Origin of the sequence: Corynebacterium sp. ACRPJ (assembly GCF_022347345.1) — a bacterium.
Taxonomy (GTDB): Bacteria; Actinomycetota; Actinomycetes; order Mycobacteriales; family Mycobacteriaceae; genus Corynebacterium; species Corynebacterium tuberculostearicum_D.
Genome location: NZ_JAKRNC010000004.1, coordinates 43,326 through 65,318, shown reverse-complemented (window position 1 = coordinate 65,318; position 21,993 = coordinate 43,326). Strand labels below are relative to the sequence as shown.

Below are 21,993 nucleotides of genomic sequence, written 5' to 3'. Positions count from 1 at the left end.
GATTAATAAGGGGATGGATTTTCAGTGAGCGATTTTCGCCTACTAGCTATCCACGCGCACCCAGACGATGAATCTTCCAAGGGTGCCGCAACCACCGCGCGCTATGCCGCAGAAGGCAATGAGGTTTTGGTGCTGACCTGTACCGGTGGTGAGCGCGGCGATGTGATTAACCCTGCCATGGACCGTCCGGAAATCAAGGAAAAGATGGGCGAGGTCCGCCGGGAAGAAATGGCTAACGCTGCGCGGGCACTGGGCGTACAACATCGCTGGCTGGGCCACGTTGATTCCGGATTGCCGGACCCGGTTGAAGGCAAGACTATGGAGGAATTGCTGCCGGAGGGCTGTTTCGCGTTGCTGGGAGATGACACCGTCGCGCAGGAATACGTCCAGGTTATCCGTGAATTTCGACCACACGTCATTGTCACCTATGACGAAAATGGTGGCTACCCGCACCCAGACCATTTGATGGTGCACCGGGCTTCTATGATCGCGTGGGAGAAGGCAGGCGATGCCGCGTACCACCCAGAGCGGGGTAAGCCGTGGGAGCCGCTGAAGCTGTACTATTCGCACGGCTTTGTTTATCAGCGCATGAAGATGTTCCATGATCTGCTTCTGGAAGAGGGTAATACCAGTCCTTATGGGCCAATGTTGGCGCGTTGGGACACCGCTTTTGGCGATATCATGGCGCGTGTAACCACCCAGGTGGAATGCGCGGATTACTTCAGCAATCGCGAGGAGGCCTTGCGGGCGCACGCCACGCAGATCGATCCGGCGGGTGCCTTCTTGGCGACGTCGGTGGAGGTACAGCAGCGCCTTTGGCCCACCGAGGAGTTTGAACTGGCGAAGACCCGCGTTTCTACCTCCCTGCCAGAAAATGACCTTTTTGCCGGCATCGAAGAGAAAGAGGAGGCCTAAGACATGAGCATGTATGGCTCTTTCGTTCTGGCCGCACATGACGTATTTGTACTAGCCCAGGGAACCGAGGGCGCCGAAGGTGGCCCAATGGGCCCTGAATTTGGCAAAGCTTCGCCCATTGGCCTGCTGATCCTGGCGCTTATGGGAGTTGCGGTGCTGTTTGCAGGCTGGAATTTCCATCGCCGTTACTCACGCTTTCGTCGTCGCATGATGTTTGCGGAGGATCACGGAATCGATCCGTTCGATGAGGAAGCCGTGGATGAGGCGATGAAGGAAGCCGGCATTTACGATAACCGCAAGAAGTCCATTTTCTAGGCGGATAGACTGATGAGCGTGAGTTCTCTCAAGCAGCTGGCTTACCCAGCTTATGAAGCGCGGCTGGCGCGCCTGATCAAGGGCAAGCCGCAGCCTAAGCACATCGCCATCATGGCCGATGGCAATCGTCGGTGGGCGCGTGAGGCTGGTTTCACCGATATCAGCCATGGTCACCGCCAAGGTGCGAAGAAAATCGGAGAGATGATTTCGTGGTGCCGCGATACCGATATCGAAGTGGTCACCATTTATTTGCTGTCCACGGAGAATCTGAAGCGCAGCGAGCAGGAAGTAGAGCTGCTCTTTGACATCATCTCGGATGTGGTCACGCACCTATCCCATAGCGACGTCGGCTGTCAGGTGCGCTTGGTCGGCCACCTCGATCTACTCCCGGATGATATTCGCCAGCGCATGGTGACGGCGGCAGCGGAAACCAAGGACAATACGGGTGTCATCGTCAATGTGGCGGTGGGCTATGGCGGGCGCCAAGAAATTGTGGACGCCGTGCAGAACTTGGTGCGCGCGGAAGCAGAGAAGGGAACTACCGCAGCTGAGATGGCGGACCGCGTCACCGCAGAATCCATTGGGGAGCACCTGTACACCAAGGGTCTTCCGGACCCAGATTTGGTTATCCGCACCTCTGGTGAACAACGCCTGTCGGGCTTCCTCCTGTGGCAGGCCGCGTACTCCGAAATCTGGTTCACGGATACTTACTGGCCAGCATTCCGCAAGGTGGACTTTCTTCGCGCCTTGCGGGATTACTCCCAACGTTCGCGCCGCTTTGGTAAGTAGGCGCTAGAGCTTGCGCATCCGCACCTGTTCTACCAGGTGATGCGAGCCCTTTTTCAGCACGAGGGAGGCTCGCACACGGGTGGGTAGGATATTTTCCACCAAGTTCGGCAGGTTAATGGACTGCCAAATTTCGCGGGCTTGGGCGCGGGCTTCCTCATCGTTCATGTCTGCGAAGGAAGAGAAGTGGGCGTTGGGCTCGCGGAAAGCGGTGTGGCGCAGAGTAAGGAAGCGGTCGATATACCACTGCTCGATATCGTCGGTGCGGGCATCAACGTAGACCGAGAAATCAAAGAGGTCCGCCACGGTCAACGTGGGGCTCGTTTGTAGCACGTTGAGCCCTTCCAGGATGAGGATGTCGGGCTGGTGAACTTCTTGGTATTCCCCGTCCACAATGTCATAGGTGATGTGGGAATAAAGCGGTGCCTTGACAAATGGCTTTCCTGATTTTACGTCCGTGACAAAGCGGAGGAGTGCGCGCCGGTCATAGGATTCCGGAAAACCCTTGCGCTGCATGAGGCCGCGTTCCTTGAGAGTCTTGGTGGGGAAGAGGAAGCCGTCGGTTGTCACGAGCGCCACCTGGGGGTGGGATTCCCAGCGTTGCAGCAGCACCTGCAGGAGACGGGCGGTGGTGGATTTTCCCACTGCCACGGAGCCGGCCACACCGATGACAAAGGGAACGTGCGTCGGAGGATTGCCCAAAAAGGATTCGGTAGCCGTGGTGAGCTGCTGGCGTGCCATGACCTGCATATGGATGAGGCGAGAGAGGGGAAGGTAGACATCAGCTACCTCGTCTAGGTCGATGCGGTCTCCTAGGCCGCGAAGCTTTTCTACCTCGGTTTCCGTGAGCACCTGAGGCATGGATTTACGCAGTTCACGCCAGGTCTCGCGGTCAAAATCTAGGTAAGGACTCGAATCCAATGTGCGCGCCATGGCTCTATTGTCGCACTTGCATAATCCGTGGGTAAAAGTATGCCCCCTAAGGGTGCATGGCACGATAAGATATGCAGCATCCCATACCGCTTGATTTTGAGAAGGGGACCACACTTTTATGGCTTCTTTTACCTCTGACCTCCGCGACCTCGATCCGGACGTATTCGGCGCAATTCAGGGAGAGATTTCCCGCCAGCGCGAAACCCTGGAAATGATCGCTTCTGAGAACTTTGTGCCTCGCGCTGTGCTCCAGGCACAGGGCTCCGTGCTCACTAACAAGTACGCCGAGGGCTACCCGGGTCGCCGCTACTACGGCGGCTGCGAGCATGTCGACGTCGTGGAGGACCTAGCCCGCAACCGCGCTAAGGAACTCTTTGGTGCGGAATTCGCCAACGTTCAGCCGCACTCCGGTGCGCAGGCGAACGCAGCGGTGCTTTCCACCATCGCTGAGCCGGGCGACAAGATTTTGGGCCTGTCCCTGGCACACGGCGGTCACCTCACCCACGGCATGAAGCTGAACTTCTCTGGCAAGCTTTATGATGTCGCCGCCTACGAGGTGGATCCAGAGACCATGCGCGTGGACATGGATAAGCTGCGCGAGCAGGCGCTGAAGGAAAAGCCGAAGGTCATTATCGGCGGCTGGTCTGCCTACCCGCGCACCATGGATTTCGCGGCCTTCCGTGAAATCGCTGATGAGGTCGGCGCTTACCTGTGGGTAGATATGGCCCACTTTGCGGGTCTTGTGGCGGCGGGCCTGCACCCGAGCCCAGTTCCTCACGCGGATATCGTGTCCACCACCGTGCATAAGACCCTGGGTGGCCCGCGCTCCGGCATGATTTTGGGCAAGCAGGATTATGCCAAGAAGATCAATTCCAACGTCTTCCCGGGCCAGCAGGGCGGACCGCTGATGCACGTGGTCGCTGCCAAGGCCATTGCTATGAAGATTGCTGCTACCGAGGAATTCAAGGAGCGCCAGGAGCGCACCTTGGAGGGTGCTCGCATTCTGGCAGAGCGCCTTACCGCAGATGATGCCAAGGCGGCTGGCGTGGACGTGCTGACCGGCGGCACCGATGTGCACTTGGTCTTGGCGGACCTGCGCAATTCCGAATTGGATGGACAGCAGGCAGAGGATCTGCTGCATGAGGTGGGCATTACCGTTAACCGCAATGCCGTACCGAATGACCCGCGTCCACCGATGGTCACCTCCGGCCTGCGCATTGGTACCTCTGCGCTGGCAACCCGCGGCCTCGACGCCGAGGCCTTCACCGAGGTTGCAGATATTATCGGCACCGCCCTGGTCCAGGGCAAGAATGCCGATGTGGAGGCCCTGCGTGCTCGCGTGGACAAGATTGCCCAGCACTACCCGCTGTATGAGGGCCTCGAGGACTGGAAGCTGGTTTAGTCCTTCACCTCATGGCCACGGGCCTGCGCCATGGTAGCGCGGGCCTGCTGGAGCCATTCCGGCTGCTCTTTGAGGAGCTGATTGATTTCCGCTGTGGTCAGCGGCTTATCCATATCGTTCTTCTTGAGCGCGGTAACAGAGATTCCCAGCTTATGGGCAACCTCGGGGCGGGGATGGGGGCCTTCGCGGCGCAAGGTTTGCAGCCACTCGGGTGGGTTGTGCTGCAGTTCGCGCAGCTCTTCGTGGCTAATGGCACTATTTTGGAACTCGTCCGGCGCGGCGGGCAGGTAGATGCCTAGCTTCTTCGCCGCGGTTTGGGCACGCATGGCGGTGCCGGATGGTTGCTTTTGTTCTTCAGTCACGCTTTTACCGTAGCACTTTCAGTAGACTGTCCTCTATGCTGCGCTTAGCTTTTGCCACCGGTACAGAACCCGGAAAGTGGTTCCGCCGATTCGAGGAAAATACTGCTCATGGTGGCTTGTACACCGTTGATGCGGACGATGCGCTTGCCCCGCTGGTAGCCGGCGAGGTGGACCTAGCTCTTGCGCGCTTGCCGGATGCGCGGGTGGATGACACCTTTCATGTGGTGCGACTTTATAAAGAGGCCCCTGGCATTGCCGTACCCAAAGACTCGGTCTATGCGGAGGTGGGCGAGGAGCTTGCGCTTGCCGACGTCGCCGATGAACACCTCAACTACCGCCTCGCCGATTCCGGGCTTGTCGATGTCCCCGCCGTCCGCGACGCCTTGCAGGTAGTGGCGGCCAATGTGGGTATCGCGATTGCGCCGCGGCCCCTGCTGAAGGTCCTGAGTAAAAAGCAGGTGGTGCCGTTGGGCCTTAAGGACGAGTCCGTACCGGTGACGGAGATTGCATTGGTGTGGCGCAAGGACGATGACGGGGAGGCAATTCAGGACTTCGTGGGCGTCGCTAAGGGCCGTACGGCGCGCTCCTCCCGCCAAGAGAAGCCGAAACGCAGCGCCAGGGAAAAGGCGAAGGCGAAGCAAGCGCGGAGAAACGTTAACAATTCGTTACAAAAGAAGAAGAAGGCCCCTAAGCAGCGCAAACGTAGGTAGGCCTTTACTGTTTGCTGTCTACTTCCTGTCCGAGTGGGTGGCGCCAGCTGGGAGTCGTCGTTACGGTGGGCTTTGTTCGTCATAAAGGACGATTTAACAATAATTTTAGAATTAACTTACTTTCTCGATGAAAGGATGATGCAGTAATGCAGAAGATGACCCGTCGTATCGCAGGTGGCTTTGCAGCCGCAACCCTGTCCGTAGCTCTCGTAGCATGCTCCGATGCTGAGGATGCAGCTAACGACGCTAAGGATTCCGCCGGCTCCGTAGCGGCAGACGCTACCGACGCTGCTGCTGAGGCTACTTCCAACGATGACGCTGATGACGCGGACGATTCCGAGGATGCAGAAGCATCTGACTCTGAAGATGCCGACGACAAGGATGACGCTGACGACAAGGGCGGCGCTACCAAGTCCATCGCTACCGCTAACGGTGACGTAGATGTTCCGGCTGATTTCGCTTCCGCTATTGAAGAGAAGAAGGCTGAGTGGGGCGACGTAAAGAGCATCGAGCAGGGTGACGACGATGAGTTCCTCGCTAACTTCGATAACGGCAACCTGCTGACCTTCGGCGACGATGAGGGCGCTCAGCCTATCGTCGGCAAGATTGCTGAAACCTGGAAGGAGCAGGGCGGCTTGGACTCTGAGGTAGGCCTGCCTAAGGCTGCTGAGGAAAAGGCTGCTCAGGGCAAGGGCTGGACCCAGCAGTTCGACGATGGCGTTATCTCCTGGATCCAGGACGAGAGCGGCAAGTTCACCTCTTCCGTAGAGAAGTAAAAAGCTACTTTAGAGCTTTTCCCTCTGCAGCATGTGCTGCGGAGGGATTTCTCGTTTTCTTAATGTTCATCTTGCACCCATGTAATTTCAACCTTCGGTGCCTACTTTGGGTGGCAACCCCGGGGATTCGGGGTGATTCGGAAGAAGTCTGATCTACCGCACACTAAGGGAGAACCCTGCCATCATGTCTCGTCCCTCTGTACTTTCTACTCCGCTTGCCACTACTGATAACACCGTCGCTACCAAGACCTATGTAGTGGATACCTCGGTCTTGCTGTCTGACCCTTGGGCCCTGCGCAAATTTGCAGAACACGATGTGGTCCTTCCCGTTGTAGTTATTTCTGAACTGGAAGGAAAACGTCATCACCCGGAGCTTGGCTGGTTCGCCCGCCAAGCTCTTCGCTTTTTGGAGGAGCTGCGCGCTACCTATGAGGCCCTTGACCAGCCGGTGCCCGTCAATGTGGATGGCGGCACCCTGCGCGTGGAATTGAACCATCAAGACCAATCCTTGCTGCCTACCGCGTTCCGCGGGCCAGAAGGCGACCACCGCATCTTGGCGTGCGCTCTTAACCTTGCGCACGAAGGGAAGGACACCGTGTTGGTCACGAAGGACGTGCCGCTGCGCGTGAAGGCCGGTGCAGTTGGCGTGCAGGCGGATGAGTATCACGCCCAGGACGTAGTCTTGACCGGTTATACCGGAATGGCGACGGTACAAACCAGCTCTGATGTCATCGATGCCCTCTATCGTGATGGGGAAGTCATGCTAGACGGCGTCGAAACGGAAAAGGGTACCGCCGTGGAGGAGCTGCCAGTGCACTGCGGCTTGACCTTGGCGGCAGGTGCGCAATCCGCGCTGGGGCGCATGAGTGCTGATGGCGTGGTCGAGCTCGTACGTGGTGATATCAATGCCTTTGGCCTCCAGGGACGCTCCGCGGAGCAGCGTATTGCTTTGGACCTGCTGATGGACCCAAACGTAGGAATTGTCTCCATCGGTGGCCGCGCCGGCACCGGCAAGTCGGCACTTGCGCTGTGCGCCGGTTTGGAGGCGGTGCTCGAGCGCGGCGAGCACCGGCGCATTGTGGTCTTCCGCCCAATGTATGCGGTTGGCGGGCAGTCGCTGGGATACCTACCGGGCACGGAATCGGACAAGATGAACCCGTGGGCGCAGGCGGTCTATGACACCTTGGAGGGCTTGGTGTCTGACAACGTCATGGAAGAGGTGCACGAACGCGGCCTCATCGAGGTCTTGCCGCTAACGCATATTCGCGGTCGCTCGCTGCATGATGCTTTTGTCATCGTGGATGAGGCGCAGTCCTTGGAACGAAACGTCCTGCTTACTGTGCTTTCCCGGTTGGGGAAGGGTTCGCGAGTAGTTCTTACTCACGATGTGGCACAACGCGATAACCTTCGCGTGGGCCGGCACGACGGAGTCCAGGCAGTGATTGAAAAGCTCAAGGGGCACGAGCTTTTTGCACATATTACTCTGCAACGTTCTGAGCGCTCGGCCATTGCGGAGCTCGTTACTGACCTATTGGAAGGCGGCAACTAGGCCAAGTTCGTTCGCGTTGGGTGATCTTTATGTGTACAGCGTGGCGAAGCTGGGCATGTCCCAGTAATAATGTTGTATATGAGCGAGAACGCCAAGCAGACGTCTTCGGACGACAAGAAGAAAGATTTCCGCATTCGCCCCTTTACCGCGGCGGATTACCCGCAGATGCGAGAGATCTATGAACAGGGGCTCAATACTGGGCACGCTACCTATGAGACCCGATCCCTGACCTTTGAAGAATTCAAAGCCGGCAAGATCATGCCTTCGGTGCATGTGGCCGTTGAAGCAGATGATGATTCTAAGGTTTTGGGGTGGGTTTCTGCAGCCCCTGTATCTACCCGCACCGTCTTCCACGGAGTGGTGGAGGACTCCATCTACCTAGGTGCCGAGGCACAGGGCCGTGGTATCGGCGGCGCACTTCTGGATCGCCTGATCGAGGTGTGTCAAGACCTGCACAAGTGGGCCATCCACTCGTGGATTTTCCCTGAAAATGCAGGTTCTGCGGGGCTGCATAAGTCGCGCGGCTTCGTGAAAGTGGGTACCTACTCGCACATGGCAAAGATGACCTACGGCGAGCTTGCGGGCCAGTGGCGCGACACCGACGTATATGAGCTGCTTTTGCCCAAGCCGGAGGAAAAGAAGCGGTAGCTTCTCCGGCGCATACTAGCCCCTGCTCGTACCACACTCGTGGTAACGATGGCAGGGGCTTTTTGTTTAGGCCTTAGAACCAGGGGAGCGGCAATAAAAATGCCCCGCCTAGGGCGGGGCATATCGGCCCACCGTGCGCGCGGGCTTGCGCCACACTTCGATGGGACCGGCCTGGATTTGCAACGCCGCTTGGAGGGCGCCGGGGCATATCCAAGGGCGGATTCTATGGGGGCGTCGGCAAGCGGGAGTGCATCGCGCAGGGCGTGCAGCTCCTGGCTAGTGGCCTGTATTTCTGCAGGTGAAGGTGATATTAGTCAATCGTTTCCTTCAGTCGTTCCTCGCGCAGTGGCAGGAGGAGGATGAGGGCGACGATAACCAGCGGAACCATGAGGGCGATGACCGGGGTCAGTCCGTCATTGTAGGAGTTGAGGATGGCTTCCTCGATGGGCTTGGGGAAGGATGCAACCAAATCCGGGGTGAGGCTATTGGCACCGCCATTGGCATCGCCAAACTTCTCCGCGTAGGCAGCACCCTCCGGTCCCATCTTCTGGAAAGCCTCAGGCATGCGGGTGGCCATCTCATCCTTCATATTGTGGATGAACATGGAGCCGACCAGGGAAGCGCCGAGGGCGGAGCCGATCTGGCGGAAGAAGTTATTCGCCGCGGTAGCCGTACCCACCTGGGACAGCGGGAAGGAGTTCTGGACGATGAGCACGAGGACCTGGATAACCATGCCCAGACCGATGCCGAAGACCAGGAACTCGCAGCCCAACTGCTTCAGGGAAGTCTCCACGGAGAGGTGGGACATCCAGAACAGGGCGCCGGCGGTAACCGCCAGGCCGATGATGGGGTAGACCTTGTAGTGGCCGGTGCGGGCGATGATGAAGCCTACGCCGGTGGAGGTGCCGATAAGGCCCACCATCATCGGGATCATCATGAGACCCGCCTTGGTTGGGGTCAGGGTGTGCACCATCTGCAGGTAGGTAGGCATGTAGCCCAGAACACCGAACATTGCCAGGCCAAGTACCACGCCGGAGAGAGTGGTCAGGGCCATGTTGCGGTTCTTGAACAGGCGAACCGGGATGAGCGGTTCCTTGGCGCGCAGTTCCATCAGGACGGTGATGATGGCGCCGATGATGGTGATGGCACCCAAGGTGAGGATCATGGAAGAGCCCCACTCGTACTCGGTGCCGCCCCAGGTGGTCATGAGGATAAGGGAAGCGGTGGTGATGGCGATGAAGGTAGCACCAAGCCAGTCAAAGCGCTTCATATCGGCATCGCCTACGCGCAGGTGCAGCACTAGGGTACACACGATAATGGCGAGGATGCCCAGCGGGATATTCATCCACATGCCCCAGCGCCAGCCTGGGCCGTCGGTGAACCAGCCGCCGAGGACGGGGCCGAGAACGGAGGACAGGCCGAAGACGCCGCCCATGATGCCCATGAACTTGCCGCGCTCACGGGAGGAGGTGACCTCGGCGATGATGGACTGGGAGGAAATCATCATAAAACCTGCGCCAAAGCCCTGCACAGCGCGGGCGATGATCAGCAGCGTCATGGAGTCTGCAAAGCCGCCGAGGGTGGAGCCCACGACAAAGGTGGCGATACCGCCGATATAGAGCCACTTGCGGCCTAGCATGTCACCCAGCTTGCCGGAAATAGGCATGGCGATGGTCATGGTGACAAGGAAGGCGGAGATGACCCAGCTCATGTGGTCGACGCCGCCAAGCTCACCAACGATGGTTGGAAGAGCAGAAGAGAAGATCATTTGGCCCAAAGAGCTCATCAGCATGGTGAGCATCAAAGCCGAGAAGATAAGCCCGAGGTTATCGGCTCGGGATTGGCCCTGCGAGGGGGCTTTAGTAGCCGTATCTACCATCGCATTCCTTTCATAAAATCTGTTATTAGCGTGAGGGAAGTATCGAGTCGCGCGTGGAGGTCCTTGCTGCAATCCGCGTCGGGGGATGCCATCGCAAGCCAAAGTGCCTCGCGGACGAGGCCGGCGATGAGCATCGCCTCGGTGCTCGAGGAGCAGTTATCGAGGACGCGAAGCTCCGGTTCTGTGGTGAGGCGTTCTTCAATGAGATCGATAAGCTCAATGGATTTTGCCCGCTTCCGGCTTATTGCCGCCGCGGCCGCATCAGGATCATTAGAGATGCGCTTGCGGCGGTCCCGGATGGTCGGGTTGATGTGGTGGCCTTCCATATGCTGCCTGACCAACTGGAGGACGAGTCCTACCATGCTGGTCGTTGGCTCAGTGAGGAAGAATTCCCGCATCTCTTCCGTAAACTCGGTGCTTGGAGCACCTAGTACGGCGGATTCCTTAGAGTCGAAGTAATTGAAGAAGGTGCGCCGAGAAATACCGGCTACTTCGCAGATCCTCTCAATCGTGACCGCGCTAAAGGATTGTTCATCCACCAGCTTCGTGGCGGCATCCTCAATGCGCAGGCGCGTCTCGAGGCGCTTCTGCTCGCGTAGTGATAATTCTTCTTGCACGCCATGCAACTTTACACTCGGTGCAAACTTGCACCAAGTGCAAAAGTGGTGATTTTAGAGGTGCGTTTCCTCTAATGTGTGCTATGCCATAGCGCTTGCCGACGCCCCCTTACCCCAGGCATGCGAAACCCCGCCCGAGTCCTGCCCGGGCGGGGGTGGCGGTGCGGCGAGTACTTAGAAGTTATCGCGGTCGCGGTTAGTCATGCTCAGCACGTTGAGGCGCTTATCCAGCTCTTCCTCGGTGAGGTTTTCGCCGTCGACGAAGCCCAAGTCAATAACGGCCTGACGGACGGTGATCTTCTCGTGCAGGGCGTGCTTTGCTGCCTTAGCTGCGTTCTCGTAGCCGATGGCAGAGTTGAGCGGGGTCACGATGGAGGTGGACGACTCCGCAAAGTGCTTCATGCGCTCCTCGTTGGCCTCGATGTGATCGATGCACTTATCGGCGAAGACGCGGGAAGCATTAGCCAGCAGGCGAGCGGACTCGAGTACGTTGCGCGCCATCATCGGGATGAAGACGTTGAGCTCGAAGTGGCCCTGGGCGCCGCCGAAGGCTACGGCTGCGTCGTTGCCCACCACCTGGCCCGCCACCATGGTGACGGCCTCAGGGATAACCGGGTTGACCTTACCCGGCATGATGGAGGAACCCGGCTGCAGGTCCTTCAGGTGAATCTCGGCCAGACCAGTCAGCGGGCCGGAGCCCATCATGCGCAGGTCATTGGCAATCTTATTGAGGGATACAGCAATCGAGCGCATGGCGCCGGAGAACTCCACCAAGCCATCGCGGGCTGCCTGGGCCTCGAAGTGATTTTCTGCTTCCTTCAGTTCCTTCACGCCGGTGAGCTTCTTCAGCTCTTCGGTGACCTTGGCACCAAAGTCTGCGGAGGTGTTCAGGCCGGTACCGGTGGCGGTGCCGCCGATGGCCAGCTCGCCCAAGCGTGGCAGGGTGGCCTCAATGCGTTCAATGCCCAGCTCGATCTGGCGGGCGTAGCCGCCGAATTCCTGGCCCAGGGTAACCGGGGTGGCATCCATCAGGTGGGTGCGGCCGGCCTTGACCACATCGGCGAATTCCTTGGCCTTCTTGGTCAAGGATTCGTGGAGGACCTTCAGACCCGGGATGAGGTCATTAACGGCAGCTTCCGTAGCAGCCACGTGCGTAGCGGTGGGGAAGGTGTCATTAGAGGACTGGCCCATGTTCACGTGGTCATTCGGGTGAATTTCCACGCCATTGTTATGTGCCAAGGAGGCGATAACCTCATTGGTATTCATATTGGACGAGGTGCCGGAACCGGTCTGGAATACGTCGATTGGGAAGGCGTCGTTATGCTTGCCCTCGGCGATTTCAGTGGCGGCAGCAATGATGGCATCGGCCTTATCCGCATCCAGCTTGCCGGAAGCCTTATTTGCCTGAGCGCAGGCTGCCTTGAGCAGGCCAAGGGCGCGAATCTGTGCATTTTCCAGGCCACGGCCGGAAATCGGGAAGTTGTCCACTGCGCGCTGGGTTTGTGCACGCCACAGGGCATCTGCAGGAACCTTAACTTCGCCCATGGTGTCATGTTCAATGCGGTATTCAGTCATGTGAAGATCACCTCAGTTAATTGGGTAGTGTGTGCTTTCCAGTATGGCGGAGATCTAAAAGAAGGGCCGCCTTCGGGGGTGAACCCTACTTCTTGGTTGGCGTGTTGTAGTCCACGACGGAATACTCCTGCAGCTTGGACAGCTTGTGGATGGAGTCGATGTAGCGGATGGTGCCGGACTTGGAGCGCATAACCAGCGAGCGGGTCGTAGCACCGGAATTACGGTAGGAAACACCACGCAACATGTCACCATTGGTCACGCCGGTGGCGGCGAAGTAGCAGTTCTCAGAGGAGACCAGATCAGTAGTGGTGAGAACGCGGTCCAAATCGTGGCCGGCGGCGCGGGCCTTTTCTGCTTCCTCTTCATCCTTCGGCCACAGCTTGCCTTGGATTTCGCCGCCCATGCAGCGCATAGCGCAGGCGGTGATGATGCCCTCTGGGGTGCCGCCGATGCCCATCATCATGTCGATGGAGTTCGAATCCTGGCAGGTGGCGATGGCGCCAGCCACGTCACCATCCATGATGAGGCGCACCTTGGCGCCTGCGGCGCGAATTTCAGAGATGAGCTGTTCGTGACGAGGACGGTCAAGGACCACCACCGTCAGATCGGAGGGGCGAATATTCTTCGCCTTTGCCACGGACTGGATATTCCATTCCACGGACTCGTTGATATCGATAGCGCCAACTGCCTCGGGGCCAACGGCAATCTTTTCCATGTAGAAGACTGCGGAAGGGTCATACATGGTCCCGCGTTCGGCAGCCGCAATGACAGAAATGGCGTTGGGGCGGCCTTCCGCCATCAAGCGGGTACCGTCGACCGGGTCTACGGCGATATCCATGGCGGCACCCTCGCCGGTGCCTACCTCTTCGCCGTTAAAGAGCATGGGGGCCTCATCCTTTTCGCCCTCACCAATGACAACGACGCCGTTCATCGCTACGGAATTGATGAGCTTGCGCATGGCGTCGACCGCCGCGCCATCGCCCTCATTCTTCTGGCCGCGGCCTACCCAACGGCCGGAAGCGAGTGCTGCTGCCTCGGTGACACGAACCAGTTCCATTGCCAGGTTGCGGTCAGGAAGATAAGACGTATTTTCGGACATGTGTAGTGGTTGCCTTCCATAGTTTTCTCATCGAGGGGTGTTCCCCTTGATGCTCTACCTTTCCATTCTCGCACTTTTTTGCTCTAATGGGTTCGATTTTGCGCCCCATTTGTGGGGGATTGACAGATCTTTCGGAGCAAAAGGGGCCGTGTGGCTTTTTGAAAGCAGGCCGTGCGATACTAAGGCGCGTGGCTGCAGAAGAAAGACCAAAGATTTTTGAAGGCGCGAAGGATATTTCTCTGTCCCTCGCCGTCGTGGTGATTATGATGCTGCTCGCCGTGGGAGCGACCGGCCTGTGCTCAATTAACTCCGAAACCCAGCAGGGAGCGGTGCAGGAAGTGGATGAACAAACCTTCCTAGACACCCAGGCTCGCGCAGGGGTCGGTGCTATTCGCAATCCCGAAATGCCGGAGGGCTGGGAGGCCAATGCTGCCCGCCGCGTAGATATGGGCGGCGAGAATGCCACCGTGGTCAGCTGGGTGACCGCTGACCAAGGGTTTGTGGAGTCTACACAAACGCAGGTCGCGGCCGATAAGGCAGGCGAGGCGTACGATGCCAACTACCGCGGCATTGAATCCGCCCGCGAGGTCAAGGGCCACCAAGTGCGGGTGCTAGAAAGCGACGATGATTCCGTGCGCCGCCTGTGGGTTACGGATTTGGGCGATGCCCGTCTCATCATCTCCGGCGCCGCGGACGACAGTGACTTTGAGGCTGCTACCGCTGCGTTTATCGACGCCGCACCTATAGCCGAAAAATAACCTCGCCCAAGCCTTCTTCCGCGGCGGTGGCGCTAAGACCGTCGCCGGCTTGGGCGATAACTTCAGCTAGGGCCTGCGAATCTAGGCCGCTGAGGCGTGTTTTTCCTGCAAAGACATCGATGCGCTCGCGCTGCGAGCGCTGCGGATAAATGGCAATCTCGCGTACTTTGTCGTCCGTAAAGCGCAGCACCACAGATTGGGAGAAGTAGCTCACCTCATTATCGTCGCGGGTGTGCGCAGGGCCGAAGAATTCTTCTACGAATTCTCGGGAGTCTCCCGCCATGATGGAACCGGCGGCCGCGGATTTCGATACAAAGTCCACGCGCTCGCCTGGATACCCATAAATCTGCACTACTCGTCTCCTTCAGCGTCTGCGTCCTCGGCCCGATCGAGCGCGTCTTCCACACGCTTCGCCGCGCCGTCGAGGTGCGCCTCGCACGCACGGGCAAGCGCCTCCCCGCGCTCCCAGTACTTCAGCGACTCATCCAAGCCCATTTGTCCGAGCTCGAGAATCTTGACGGTTTCAATGAGTTCATCGCGAGCTTGCTCATAGCTCAATTCTTCTACTGGGGTAAAAGCATCCTGGCCTGGCTGGCCGGTACCAATGGTGTCCTCGGACATGATTTTCTCCTCGTCTGGTGATTAATCGGCGGCCTGGGAGGCCATAGAAACTGCGGTAATAGATCCATCGCCTACGCGAATGCGCAACTGTGCGCCGGGTGGGGATTGCTCATATGAAGTCACAACCTCAGGGCCGGAGCCGTCCTTGGGCACTACCTGGACGATGGAGTACCCGCGGGCGAGAGTCGCCGACGGACCCAAGGCCGAAACGCGGGCGCGCAGCGATTCCACGTGGCGGGTTTCTCGCTCCACCATGACTTCAATTTCTCGCCGCATGGTGGCGCGGGTGCGCTCTACCTCTTCGCGGCGCGCACGGATAGGGGTCATTGGGTCCGCCATGACAGGCCGGGAACGAATATTGTCGAGGCCGCGCCGTTCCCTTTCCACCCAGCCGCGCAGCGCGGCCGCCATGCGAGAGCGAGCCTCTGCGACGATGGCGCGCTCCTCTGTCACAGAGGGCACGACGCGCTTGGCGGCGTCGGTAGGCGTCGCAGCGCGCAGGTCGGCGACGTTATCGAGCACCGGGCTGTCCGGCTCATGGCCAATGGCAGAGACTACCGGGGTGCCGGCCGCAGCCACTGCGCGTTGCAGTGCTTCTTCCGAGAAAGGCAGCAGATCTTCCACGGAGCCGCCGCCACGGGCGATGATGATGACGTCGACTTCAGGATCCGCATCAAGCTGCTGGAGCGCATCAATAACCTCAGGCACGGTATTCGCACCCTGGACCGCGGTATTGAGGACGCGGAACTGCACCGCTGGCCAGCGGTCATGGGCTACCGCCATCACATCCCGCTCTGCAGCCGAGCCGCGGCCGGTAATCAACCCGATTTTGTGTGGCAGGTAGGGGAGGGGCCGCTTGCGTGCGGGATCGAAAAGGCCTTCAGTAGCCAGCTGTTGGCGCAGCTTTTCAATACGAGCGAGCAGATCGCCAATGCCTACATGACGAATTTCGGTGGTCCACAGCGAAAAGGAACCGCGTCCAGCGTAAAAGGCGGGCTTACCGTGGACAATGACGCGGTCGCCGTCTTTTAGCGGTGCTGACAATGACTGCAACATCGATGATGGGCAAGTCAATTGCACGGACTTTTCCTGCTGTACGTCACGCAGCGTGAGGTAGGACAGCTTCCAGGTGGGCTTGAAGTTAATTTGGGTCAACTGACCCTCTACCCACAGGTAACCCAGGCGCTCGATCCAGCCCTTGACTTGGTCATTGACCTTGCCAACGGGCCAGGGAGTGTCCGGTGTATTTGCCGGTTGATTCACACAGCCTCCCTTTCTTCAGTCTGCCGTGTTCTTCCGTCTAGTTTAGGGGCCAGCGCAGTTGATTGTCCCGCTCGGGGTAGTCAGAAAGGTGACGTTAGGCCCCACTATTGTTTTGCGTAGTGTTTCGATACTCTGGGAGCCATGACTGATGGTAAAAATGTTCTCCTCGCGGCCCCGCGCGGATACTGCGCGGGCGTGGACCGCGCGGTCGAGACTGTAGAAAAGGCGCTGGAAAAGTACGGCGCGCCCATTTATGTACGCAAGCAAATCGTGCACAACCGTTACGTCGTAGAGTCTCTGGCAGAACGCGGCGTCATCTTCGTCGACGAGGCCTCTGAGGCACCAGAAGGCGCTCACCTAGTCTTCTCCGCCCACGGTATTTCCCCAGCCGTGCGCGCAGAGGCAACGCAGCGCAAGCAGCTTACTTTGGATGCCACCTGCCCATTGGTAACCAAGGTGCATAAGGAAGCCCAGCGCTTCCAGCGCGATGGCTACCACATCCTCTTGGTTGGCCACGAAGGCCACGAAGAAGTAGAAGGCACTGCCGGCGAAGCACCTGAGGTCACCCACCTCGTGGACGGTGTCGAGGGCGTCGCCAAGCTGCCAGATTTCTTGCAGGATGAGAAGCTTATTTGGCTGTCCCAGACCACGCTATCGGTGGATGAGACCATCACCATTGTCAATAAGCTGCGCGAGCGCTTCCCACACCTGGAGAACCCGCCTTCAGACGATATTTGCTACGCCACCCAAAACCGCCAAGAATCCGTCAAGGCCATTGCGCCACAGTGCGACCTGATGATTGTGGTGGGCTCTAAGAACTCCTCCAACTCGGTGCGCTTGGTTGAGGTGGCGCTGGAGGCAGGCGCCAAGGCTTCCCACCTCGTGGATTTTGCCAAGGAAATCGACGAATCTTGGTTGGAAGACGTCCAGACCGTCGGCGTAACCTGCGGTGCTTCGGTACCTGAGTTGCTGGTACGCGAAGTACTGGAGTTCCTAGACGAGCGCGGTTATAGCGACGTAGAGCAGGTAACTACCTCTACCGAGACGATTACCTTCGCCCTGCCGCGCGACCTGCGCCCAGCACGCACCTAAGTAGCGTTCGCCTATACGGCGGTGAAAACGAAAGAAAGGCCCGGAAACGGGCCTTTCTTTTTGCTTTAATCCTCGTCGTAGAGGTTATCGTCCCAGCCTTGCTTAGGCTGTTCCTTTTCCTGCTGAGACGCCGGGACGGAATCGCCAGCGCGCCGGGCTGGATCCGGGCGCAGCGGATTGTCGCGTTCCTCTTGTTGCATTCGGCGGCGCTCTTCACGGTCGCGCCCACGCAGGCGATCCTTTGGCGCTGGGCGTGACTTCTTTAACGTGTGCGAGGCGCGGGCGCGCTGCGGTGCGGCTTGAGACTGCTTGGAGTTCTTTGCCGGCTTATCGCGCGCCATCAAGTCTGCAACCGATAGGCGTTCCTCGCGGTTGCGTCGGTCTTGTTCGGCGTCGGCACGGCGGGAAGCGGTTTCCATTTCGGCGGTGCGCTTGGCCGTCTTGCGATAGCGTGCCCAGCGCAGCCAGGCGATGATTGCCGCACCCACGAAGGCAATGAGGAGCCACAGGAACCTCTGGACAAGGGGGAACGCCGCGGTGACGATCGCCGTCTTGGAAAACGCCGATGCGCCGTCTGGCAAGTTGGCCTTGGTGATAAAGAAACCGGCCACGCCCACCGTTATGGCATACACAATGGGGATAGAAGCCACGGTGAGGAAGAGGCCGCGTTCTTCTACGATGAGCGCCACCAGCAGCGAGCCGATGACAAGGAACGCGAGGTAAGCCCACCCGATGGAACCCATCAGGATGGAAATCAACGCGCCCGTGAGCAAGAGTGCCGCGAGCAGCCCAAGGCCCTTGCCCAGCGTGATGCTGGGGAGACCGGAGCTTTGGGCGGCGGAGGACTTTCTTTGCTTGGCTTGTGACACGTCGGAAGATCCTACCGGTTGCCGCCGGCCCATGGCTATTTCCACGCACGAAAGCGGCGGATTTATAGTGCCGAATTCCCGCGCGGCCAGGTATCAATAGGCAAGGGCTCCCGCGGGGTGCGATCCGTGCGGCCGGGGATATCCATCTCATGCAATTTGCGGGCGGTCACGCCCACGCGGGAATCAAGCGAAGAAAGCGTGGCATTATAAGCCTCGACTGCTTTCTCCAGGTTATGGCCCACCTTGCTGTAGTGATCAGAAAGCGTATTCAGGCGCGTATACAGTTCGCGCCCTAAGCGCTGGACCTCCTTAGCCTTGGCGGAGATATCTTCTTGGTGCCAGCCCATGGCCACCGTGCGCAAGAGGGCAAAAAGCGAGCTGGGGGTGGCGATCACTACATTGCGTTCAAAGGCGTACTCGATAAGTTCTGGATCCACCGATAGCGCGGCATCAAGGAAGGGGTCTGCGGGAACGAAGAGGATGACGAACTCGGGCGTTGGTTGAAACGCCTCAATGTAGTCCTTCTGCGATAGTGCTTGGACGTGGCCGCGCATTAAATGCGCGTGGCGGCGGAGGAAGCCGGCGTGCTCTTCTGGGTCATCGGTTTCTAGGGCGTCAAGGTAAGAGGTAAAAGGAACCTTGGCATCGACGATGATGTGGCGGCCACCGGCCAAATTGATGAGCATGTCAGGGCGGACGATGCGCCCGCCTAATGGGGCGGAGACCTGGCAATCAAAGTCCACGTGTTTGGTCATACCGCCTAGCTCCACCACGCGCTCTAATTGCACCTCGCCCCAACGGCCACGCACATTGGGTGAGCGCAAAGCGGTTACTAGTTTGTCGGTGCGTTCGGTCAGGCGGGAGGAGGTGCGGGTCACCGCCTGCACCTGGCTGGAGAGGGAGGCGAGCAGCGCGGTGCGGTCTTCCTCAATTTCTTGGAGCTGAAATCCCAAGCGGTCCATGGCCTTTTCTAGCGGTTGGAGTTCGGCTTGGCGGCGCTGCGAGTCTTGTAGCGCGCGGTGCTCGGCGCTCGGCGCGGAGCGCGTAGCGGAGTAAGAATGGGCCAGCCAGCCCATTACCGCGCCGAGGATGAGGCCGATAAAAAGTAGCAGCACGGGCAAAGTGGAAGTCATGACTTCCAGCATGGCACGCGCGGCCGACACGACCCATTATTTTTTCGAATCTCCGTTCAAAAGGCCTTCGAAGGCGTCGCGGGCGCGGCGCAGGTTTGCGCGCATGCCGGGCTTGTCATGCTCCTTGGGGGTGGATTCCACATTGAGGGCGGCGTCGAGGGAATTGGAATCGCCGTCCGCGGAGACGTCGGCAAACGCGCCTTCTGGGGCTGCATAGTCCGGCATCTTGAGCCATGCCTCGCGCTTATAGCGCCCTTGGTCTTCGGTGTAGCGGCCGATGAGATAACCAGCTACGGTAGAAAAGTCCAGATCCGCGGCGGTCTTTTCGCCCGACTGTAGCTTCATCATGTCTTGTCCGTAGCGGTAGGCCACCGCAAACATGGCGGCCGTCGGAACCGCGAGGAAACCACCTATCAGGCCAAAGAGAGCTGAGCCGACCGTGACGGAAACCAAGACGATGACCGGGTGCAGGTCCATGGCCTTGGACTGCAGCCAGGGCGAGAGGACATTGCCCTCCAACTGCTGGACCAGCAACACCAAGCCGAGGACGAGCAGAGCCTTGGTTACGCCAAGGGAGACCAACGCGATGGTGACGGAGAGGGCGCCGGCCACGATCGCGCCGACGAAGGGGATAAAACCCGCGATAAAGGTGATGATCGCCAAAGCCATGGCCAGCGGAACGCCGATGAGGGCGAGGCCGACGCCGATAAAGATGGCGTCGACAAGCGAGACAACTGCTTGCGCGCGAATGAAGCCGCCCAGCGTATTCCAGGCGCGAGTAAGCAGCTCCGTCAGATGCCAGCCGGCGCGCTTGCCCGTGGCATCGCGCAGCCAGGGAAGGAACTTAGCGCCGTCCTTCAGGAAGAAGAAGGTCAGCACCAACACGATAAAGAGCGTGACCAAGATGGAGGTAGCGGTGCCGATGCCGGTAAAGACCGATCCGGCGATGGCTCCGGCACGTTGCTGCAGCCAGGACGCCGCCTCGTCGATGTAGCTACTCATGTCATCGCTATCAAGGTTGAGCGGTGGGCCCTGGGCCCAGAGCTGAAGGCTTTGGATGCCGGAGACCGTCTGCAAATACAGTGACCGGGATTGGCGCATGAAGTCTGGGGCGACAAATGCAATGAGGCCGCCGACGGCCGTGAAGGAAACCAAAATGGTTACGGCGGCCGCCAACGCGGCGGGAAGGCCAATATTGCGCAGCTTTTTAGCCACCGGTGCCAGAACGGTGCAGATAATAAGGGCCAAAAGAACTGGCAAAAGCCCCTGCCAGAAGTTACCCAGCAAACGGTAGAGGGCGTAGAGGAATACGCAGATGATGAGCAGGCGAACGGCCCATAGGGAAGCGGCCTTAACCACCTCGCCGGCGATGACGGAGCGGTCTACCTGATCGCCTGGTGGATGTGGGGATACATCCTCCAGCTTGCTGGTGTCGAAGCTTTCATCAAACTTATCGCCCAGGCCCGCTTGGGGGTCATCGGGCAGCGGTTGGTTATCAGAATTCACCCCACCATCTTGCCTTAAAAGAAGGCGGGTGCGTTAGGATTGGCCCCGTGAGTCTTACACTAGGAATCGTCGGCCTGCCCAATGTGGGCAAGTCCACTTTGTTTAATGCCCTGACCCGTTCCGAGATCCTGGCGGCGAACTACCCGTTTGCCACCATCGAGCCCAACGTGGGCTTGGTGGAGCTGCCGGATTCCCGCCTGACCCAGCTGGCGGAGATGTTTAACTCTGAGCGCATCCTGCCTGCCACCGTGTCCTTCGTGGACATCGCCGGCATCGTCTCCGGCGCTTCGCAGGGTGAGGGTATGGGCAACGCGTTCCTAGCCAATATCCGCGAGGCAGACGCCATTTGCCAGGTAGTACGCGCCTTCTCTGATGACAATGTCATTCACGTCGATGGCAAGGTGGACCCGCGCAACGATATCTCCGTTATTAATACCGAGCTCATTCTTGCGGACCTCCAGACCATCGAAAAGGCCCTGCCGCGCTTGGAAAAGGATGCGCGCAAGAATAAGGATTTGGCCGCCGAGGTGGAAGCAACCAAGAAGGCCCAGGAGATTTTGGAAGATGATCGCACCCTCTTCGCCGCCGCGAAGGAGGGCGAGATTGACCTCGCCCTCGTGCGCGATCTGCACCTGATGACGGCTAAGCCCTTCCTCTATGTCTTCAATTCGGATGAAGCAGTGCTTACCGACGACGCTAAGAAGGAAGAACTCCGCCAGCTCGTCGCCCCGGCTGAGGCCGTATTCCTCGATGCGCAGACCGAAACCGAGCTGCTCGAGTTGGAAGAAGATGAAGCCCGCGAGTTGCTCGAGGCCGTAGGCCAAGATGAGCCGGGCCTAGCTACCCTGGCTAAGGCAGGTTTTGCCACCTTGGGTCTGCAGACCTACCTCACCGCCGGGGAGAAGGAGGCCCGCGCGTGGACCATTAAGCAGGGCTCTGCCGCCCCGCAGGCCGCCGGCGTTATTCACACTGACTTTGAGAAGAAGTTCATTAAGGCCGAAATCGTTTCCTTCGATGATCTTGTAGAAGCCGGCTCCATGGCTGAGGCCCGTGCGCATGGCAAGGTCCGCCAAGAAGGCAAGGACTACATCATGCAGGACGGCGATGTGTGCGACTTTAAGATCGGCGGCTAATTCCACACCGCTTTGAACCGGCCCTTTGTCAGAGCGAGAAGGCACCGCCCAC

The 21,993-nt window shown here is 59.0% G+C and carries 23 protein-coding genes; 11 read left to right on the top strand and 12 right to left on the bottom strand.

From position 1 onward, the window contains the following. Positions 1-24 precede the first annotated feature (24 nt). Genes mca through MHY08_RS04165 form a run of 3 tightly spaced genes read left to right on the top strand, consistent with a single transcriptional unit; the run spans position 25 to position 2,019 of the window. On the top strand, positions 25-915 hold the full coding sequence (mca, locus tag MHY08_RS04175; RefSeq protein WP_239235482.1) for a mycothiol conjugate amidase Mca: 891 nt from the start codon (positions 25-27) through the stop codon (positions 913-915). Positions 916-918: 3 nt separating this feature from the next. Continuing rightward, positions 919-1,230 (top strand): hypothetical protein, encoded by a 312-nt coding sequence (locus MHY08_RS04170; protein ID WP_204609642.1) that lies wholly within the window; start codon positions 919-921, stop codon positions 1,228-1,230. Positions 1,231-1,242: 12 nt separating this feature from the next. Next, the gene (locus MHY08_RS04165; protein WP_150850761.1) at positions 1,243-2,019 is read left to right on the top strand and encodes an isoprenyl transferase; all 777 of its coding nucleotides are present in this window, start codon (positions 1,243-1,245) and stop codon (positions 2,017-2,019) included. A 3-nt stretch (positions 2,020-2,022) separates the two neighbouring features. Here the strand turns inward: MHY08_RS04165 and coaA are convergent, their stop codons facing one another. Next, positions 2,023-2,949: a type I pantothenate kinase gene (gene coaA, locus MHY08_RS04160; RefSeq protein WP_239235480.1), complete on the bottom strand. Its 927-nt coding sequence runs from the start codon at positions 2,947-2,949 to the stop codon at positions 2,023-2,025. Positions 2,950-3,067: 118 nt separating this feature from the next. Here coaA and glyA point away from each other — a divergent pair, with 118 nt between their 5' ends. Then, positions 3,068-4,351, top strand: coding sequence for a serine hydroxymethyltransferase (gene glyA, locus MHY08_RS04155; RefSeq protein ID WP_239235478.1), 1,284 nt, complete (start codon positions 3,068-3,070; stop codon positions 4,349-4,351). On the opposite strand, the gene MHY08_RS04150 is transcribed toward glyA, so the two are convergent. Then, positions 4,348-4,677 (bottom strand): DUF5997 family protein, encoded by a 330-nt coding sequence (locus MHY08_RS04150; RefSeq protein ID WP_239235582.1) that lies wholly within the window; start codon positions 4,675-4,677, stop codon positions 4,348-4,350. The two genes, glyA and MHY08_RS04150, sit on opposite strands and share 4 nt — an antisense overlap. Before the next feature lie 71 nt (positions 4,678-4,748). On the opposite strand from MHY08_RS04150, the gene MHY08_RS04145 reads away from it, so the two are divergent. The 4 genes from MHY08_RS04145 (at position 4,749) to MHY08_RS04130 (ending at position 8,396) form a co-directional block, all read left to right on the top strand. Beyond that, complete coding sequence (locus tag MHY08_RS04145) at positions 4,749-5,423, top strand: LysR family transcriptional regulator substrate-binding protein (protein ID WP_204609636.1); 675 nt, start codon at positions 4,749-4,751, stop codon at positions 5,421-5,423. 146 nt (positions 5,424-5,569) lie between these two features. After that, positions 5,570-6,199 carry an LGFP repeat-containing protein gene (locus MHY08_RS04140; RefSeq protein ID WP_239235476.1) on the top strand — a complete coding sequence of 210 codons (630 nt, stop codon included), beginning with the start codon at positions 5,570-5,572 and terminating at the stop codon, positions 6,197-6,199. A gap of 184 nt (positions 6,200-6,383) precedes the next feature. Further along, positions 6,384-7,748, top strand: a complete 1,365-nt coding sequence (locus MHY08_RS04135; RefSeq protein ID WP_239235475.1) for a PhoH family protein — start codon at positions 6,384-6,386, stop codon at positions 7,746-7,748. Positions 7,749-7,826: 78 nt separating this feature from the next. After that, complete coding sequence (locus MHY08_RS04130) at positions 7,827-8,396, top strand: GNAT family N-acetyltransferase (RefSeq protein WP_049378460.1); 570 nt, start codon at positions 7,827-7,829, stop codon at positions 8,394-8,396. 310 nt (positions 8,397-8,706) lie between these two features. Here MHY08_RS04130 and MHY08_RS04125 read toward each other — a convergent pair whose 3' ends face one another. The 4 genes from MHY08_RS04125 to glpX all read right to left on the bottom strand — a co-directional run bounded on the left by MHY08_RS04125 (position 8,707) and on the right by glpX (position 13,566). Then, the gene (locus MHY08_RS04125; protein ID WP_239235474.1) at positions 8,707-10,275 is read right to left on the bottom strand and encodes an MDR family MFS transporter; all 1,569 of its coding nucleotides are present in this window, start codon (positions 10,273-10,275) and stop codon (positions 8,707-8,709) included. Then, a complete protein-coding gene (locus MHY08_RS04120; protein ID WP_204609626.1) occupies positions 10,269-10,892 on the bottom strand; it encodes a TetR/AcrR family transcriptional regulator in 624 nt (207 codons plus the stop codon). Before MHY08_RS04120 ends, MHY08_RS04125 begins: the two co-directional genes overlap by 7 nt. Before the next feature lie 174 nt (positions 10,893-11,066). Further along, positions 11,067-12,467, bottom strand: coding sequence for a class II fumarate hydratase (locus MHY08_RS04115; RefSeq protein WP_204609624.1), 1,401 nt, complete (start codon positions 12,465-12,467; stop codon positions 11,067-11,069). 85 nt (positions 12,468-12,552) lie between these two features. Then, positions 12,553-13,566, bottom strand: coding sequence for a class II fructose-bisphosphatase (gene glpX, locus MHY08_RS04110; RefSeq protein WP_204609622.1), 1,014 nt, complete (start codon positions 13,564-13,566; stop codon positions 12,553-12,555). Between the two features lie 188 nt (positions 13,567-13,754). Here glpX and MHY08_RS04105 point away from each other — a divergent pair, with 188 nt between their 5' ends. Then, positions 13,755-14,324: a DUF4245 domain-containing protein gene (locus tag MHY08_RS04105; RefSeq protein WP_200435108.1), complete on the top strand. Its 570-nt coding sequence runs from the start codon at positions 13,755-13,757 to the stop codon at positions 14,322-14,324. On the opposite strand, the gene MHY08_RS04100 is transcribed toward MHY08_RS04105, so the two are convergent. The 3 genes from MHY08_RS04100 to xseA are packed head-to-tail and all read right to left on the bottom strand — an operon-like array spanning position 14,308 to position 16,208. Further along, positions 14,308-14,676 (bottom strand): hypothetical protein, encoded by a 369-nt coding sequence (locus MHY08_RS04100; RefSeq protein WP_204609621.1) that lies wholly within the window; start codon positions 14,674-14,676, stop codon positions 14,308-14,310. The two genes, MHY08_RS04105 and MHY08_RS04100, sit on opposite strands and share 17 nt — an antisense overlap. Beyond that, positions 14,676-14,945 (bottom strand): exodeoxyribonuclease VII small subunit, encoded by a 270-nt coding sequence (locus tag MHY08_RS04095; RefSeq protein ID WP_204609618.1) that lies wholly within the window; start codon positions 14,943-14,945, stop codon positions 14,676-14,678. The genes MHY08_RS04100 and MHY08_RS04095 overlap by 1 nt, the downstream gene beginning before the upstream one ends. A 21-nt stretch (positions 14,946-14,966) precedes the next feature. Further along, entirely contained in the window at positions 14,967-16,208 is a 1,242-nt protein-coding gene (gene xseA / locus MHY08_RS04090) for an exodeoxyribonuclease VII large subunit (protein ID WP_239192605.1), read from the bottom strand. A 141-nt stretch (positions 16,209-16,349) separates the two neighbouring features. Here xseA and MHY08_RS04085 point away from each other — a divergent pair, with 141 nt between their 5' ends. Then, positions 16,350-17,300, top strand: coding sequence for a 4-hydroxy-3-methylbut-2-enyl diphosphate reductase (locus MHY08_RS04085; RefSeq protein WP_239235473.1), 951 nt, complete (start codon positions 16,350-16,352; stop codon positions 17,298-17,300). Positions 17,301-17,365: 65 nt separating this feature from the next. Here MHY08_RS04085 and MHY08_RS04080 read toward each other — a convergent pair whose 3' ends face one another. The 3 genes from MHY08_RS04080 to MHY08_RS04070 form a co-directional block, all read right to left on the bottom strand. Next, positions 17,366-18,169 carry a DUF6542 domain-containing protein gene (locus MHY08_RS04080; RefSeq protein ID WP_239228023.1) on the bottom strand — a complete coding sequence of 268 codons (804 nt, stop codon included), beginning with the start codon at positions 18,167-18,169 and terminating at the stop codon, positions 17,366-17,368. 62 nt (positions 18,170-18,231) lie between these two features. After that, complete coding sequence (locus MHY08_RS04075) at positions 18,232-19,302, bottom strand: DNA recombination protein RmuC (protein WP_239228024.1); 1,071 nt, start codon at positions 19,300-19,302, stop codon at positions 18,232-18,234. Between the two features lie 36 nt (positions 19,303-19,338). Further along, on the bottom strand, positions 19,339-20,808 hold the full coding sequence (locus MHY08_RS04070; RefSeq protein ID WP_239235472.1) for an AI-2E family transporter: 1,470 nt from the start codon (positions 20,806-20,808) through the stop codon (positions 19,339-19,341). Positions 20,809-20,855: 47 nt separating this feature from the next. Here MHY08_RS04070 and ychF point away from each other — a divergent pair, with 47 nt between their 5' ends. Then, complete coding sequence (gene ychF / locus MHY08_RS04065; protein ID WP_239228025.1) at positions 20,856-21,941, top strand: redox-regulated ATPase YchF; 1,086 nt, start codon at positions 20,856-20,858, stop codon at positions 21,939-21,941. Positions 21,942-21,993: the final 52 nt, after the last annotated feature.

Excerpts from the sequence above, each read along its gene's own strand:
- MHY08_RS04115 (WP_204609624.1), bottom strand. The coding sequence starts at position 12,467 with ATGACTGAATACCGCATTGAACATGACACCATGGGCGAAGTTAAGGTT.
- coaA (WP_239235480.1), bottom strand. The coding sequence starts at position 2,949 with ATGGCGCGCACATTGGATTCGAGTCCTTACCTAGATTTTGACCGCGAG.
- glyA (WP_239235478.1), top strand. The coding sequence starts at position 3,068 with ATGGCTTCTTTTACCTCTGACCTCCGCGACCTCGATCCGGACGTATTC.
- MHY08_RS04075 (WP_239228024.1), bottom strand. The coding sequence starts at position 19,302 with ATGACTTCCACTTTGCCCGTGCTGCTACTTTTTATCGGCCTCATCCTC.
- glpX (WP_204609622.1), bottom strand. The coding sequence starts at position 13,566 with ATGTCCGAAAATACGTCTTATCTTCCTGACCGCAACCTGGCAATGGAA.
- MHY08_RS04095 (WP_204609618.1), bottom strand. The coding sequence starts at position 14,945 with ATGTCCGAGGACACCATTGGTACCGGCCAGCCAGGCCAGGATGCTTTT.
- MHY08_RS04130 (WP_049378460.1), top strand. The coding sequence starts at position 7,827 with ATGAGCGAGAACGCCAAGCAGACGTCTTCGGACGACAAGAAGAAAGAT.
- MHY08_RS04170 (WP_204609642.1), top strand. The coding sequence starts at position 919 with ATGAGCATGTATGGCTCTTTCGTTCTGGCCGCACATGACGTATTTGTA.
- MHY08_RS04140 (WP_239235476.1), top strand. The coding sequence starts at position 5,570 with ATGCAGAAGATGACCCGTCGTATCGCAGGTGGCTTTGCAGCCGCAACC.
- MHY08_RS04125 (WP_239235474.1), bottom strand. The coding sequence starts at position 10,275 with ATGGTAGATACGGCTACTAAAGCCCCCTCGCAGGGCCAATCCCGAGCC.
- MHY08_RS04135 (WP_239235475.1), top strand. The coding sequence starts at position 6,384 with ATGTCTCGTCCCTCTGTACTTTCTACTCCGCTTGCCACTACTGATAAC.
- MHY08_RS04145 (WP_204609636.1), top strand. The coding sequence starts at position 4,749 with ATGCTGCGCTTAGCTTTTGCCACCGGTACAGAACCCGGAAAGTGGTTC.
- MHY08_RS04150 (WP_239235582.1), bottom strand. The coding sequence starts at position 4,677 with ATGCGTGCCCAAACCGCGGCGAAGAAGCTAGGCATCTACCTGCCCGCC.
- MHY08_RS04165 (WP_150850761.1), top strand. The coding sequence starts at position 1,243 with ATGAGCGTGAGTTCTCTCAAGCAGCTGGCTTACCCAGCTTATGAAGCG.
- MHY08_RS04085 (WP_239235473.1), top strand. The coding sequence starts at position 16,350 with ATGACTGATGGTAAAAATGTTCTCCTCGCGGCCCCGCGCGGATACTGC.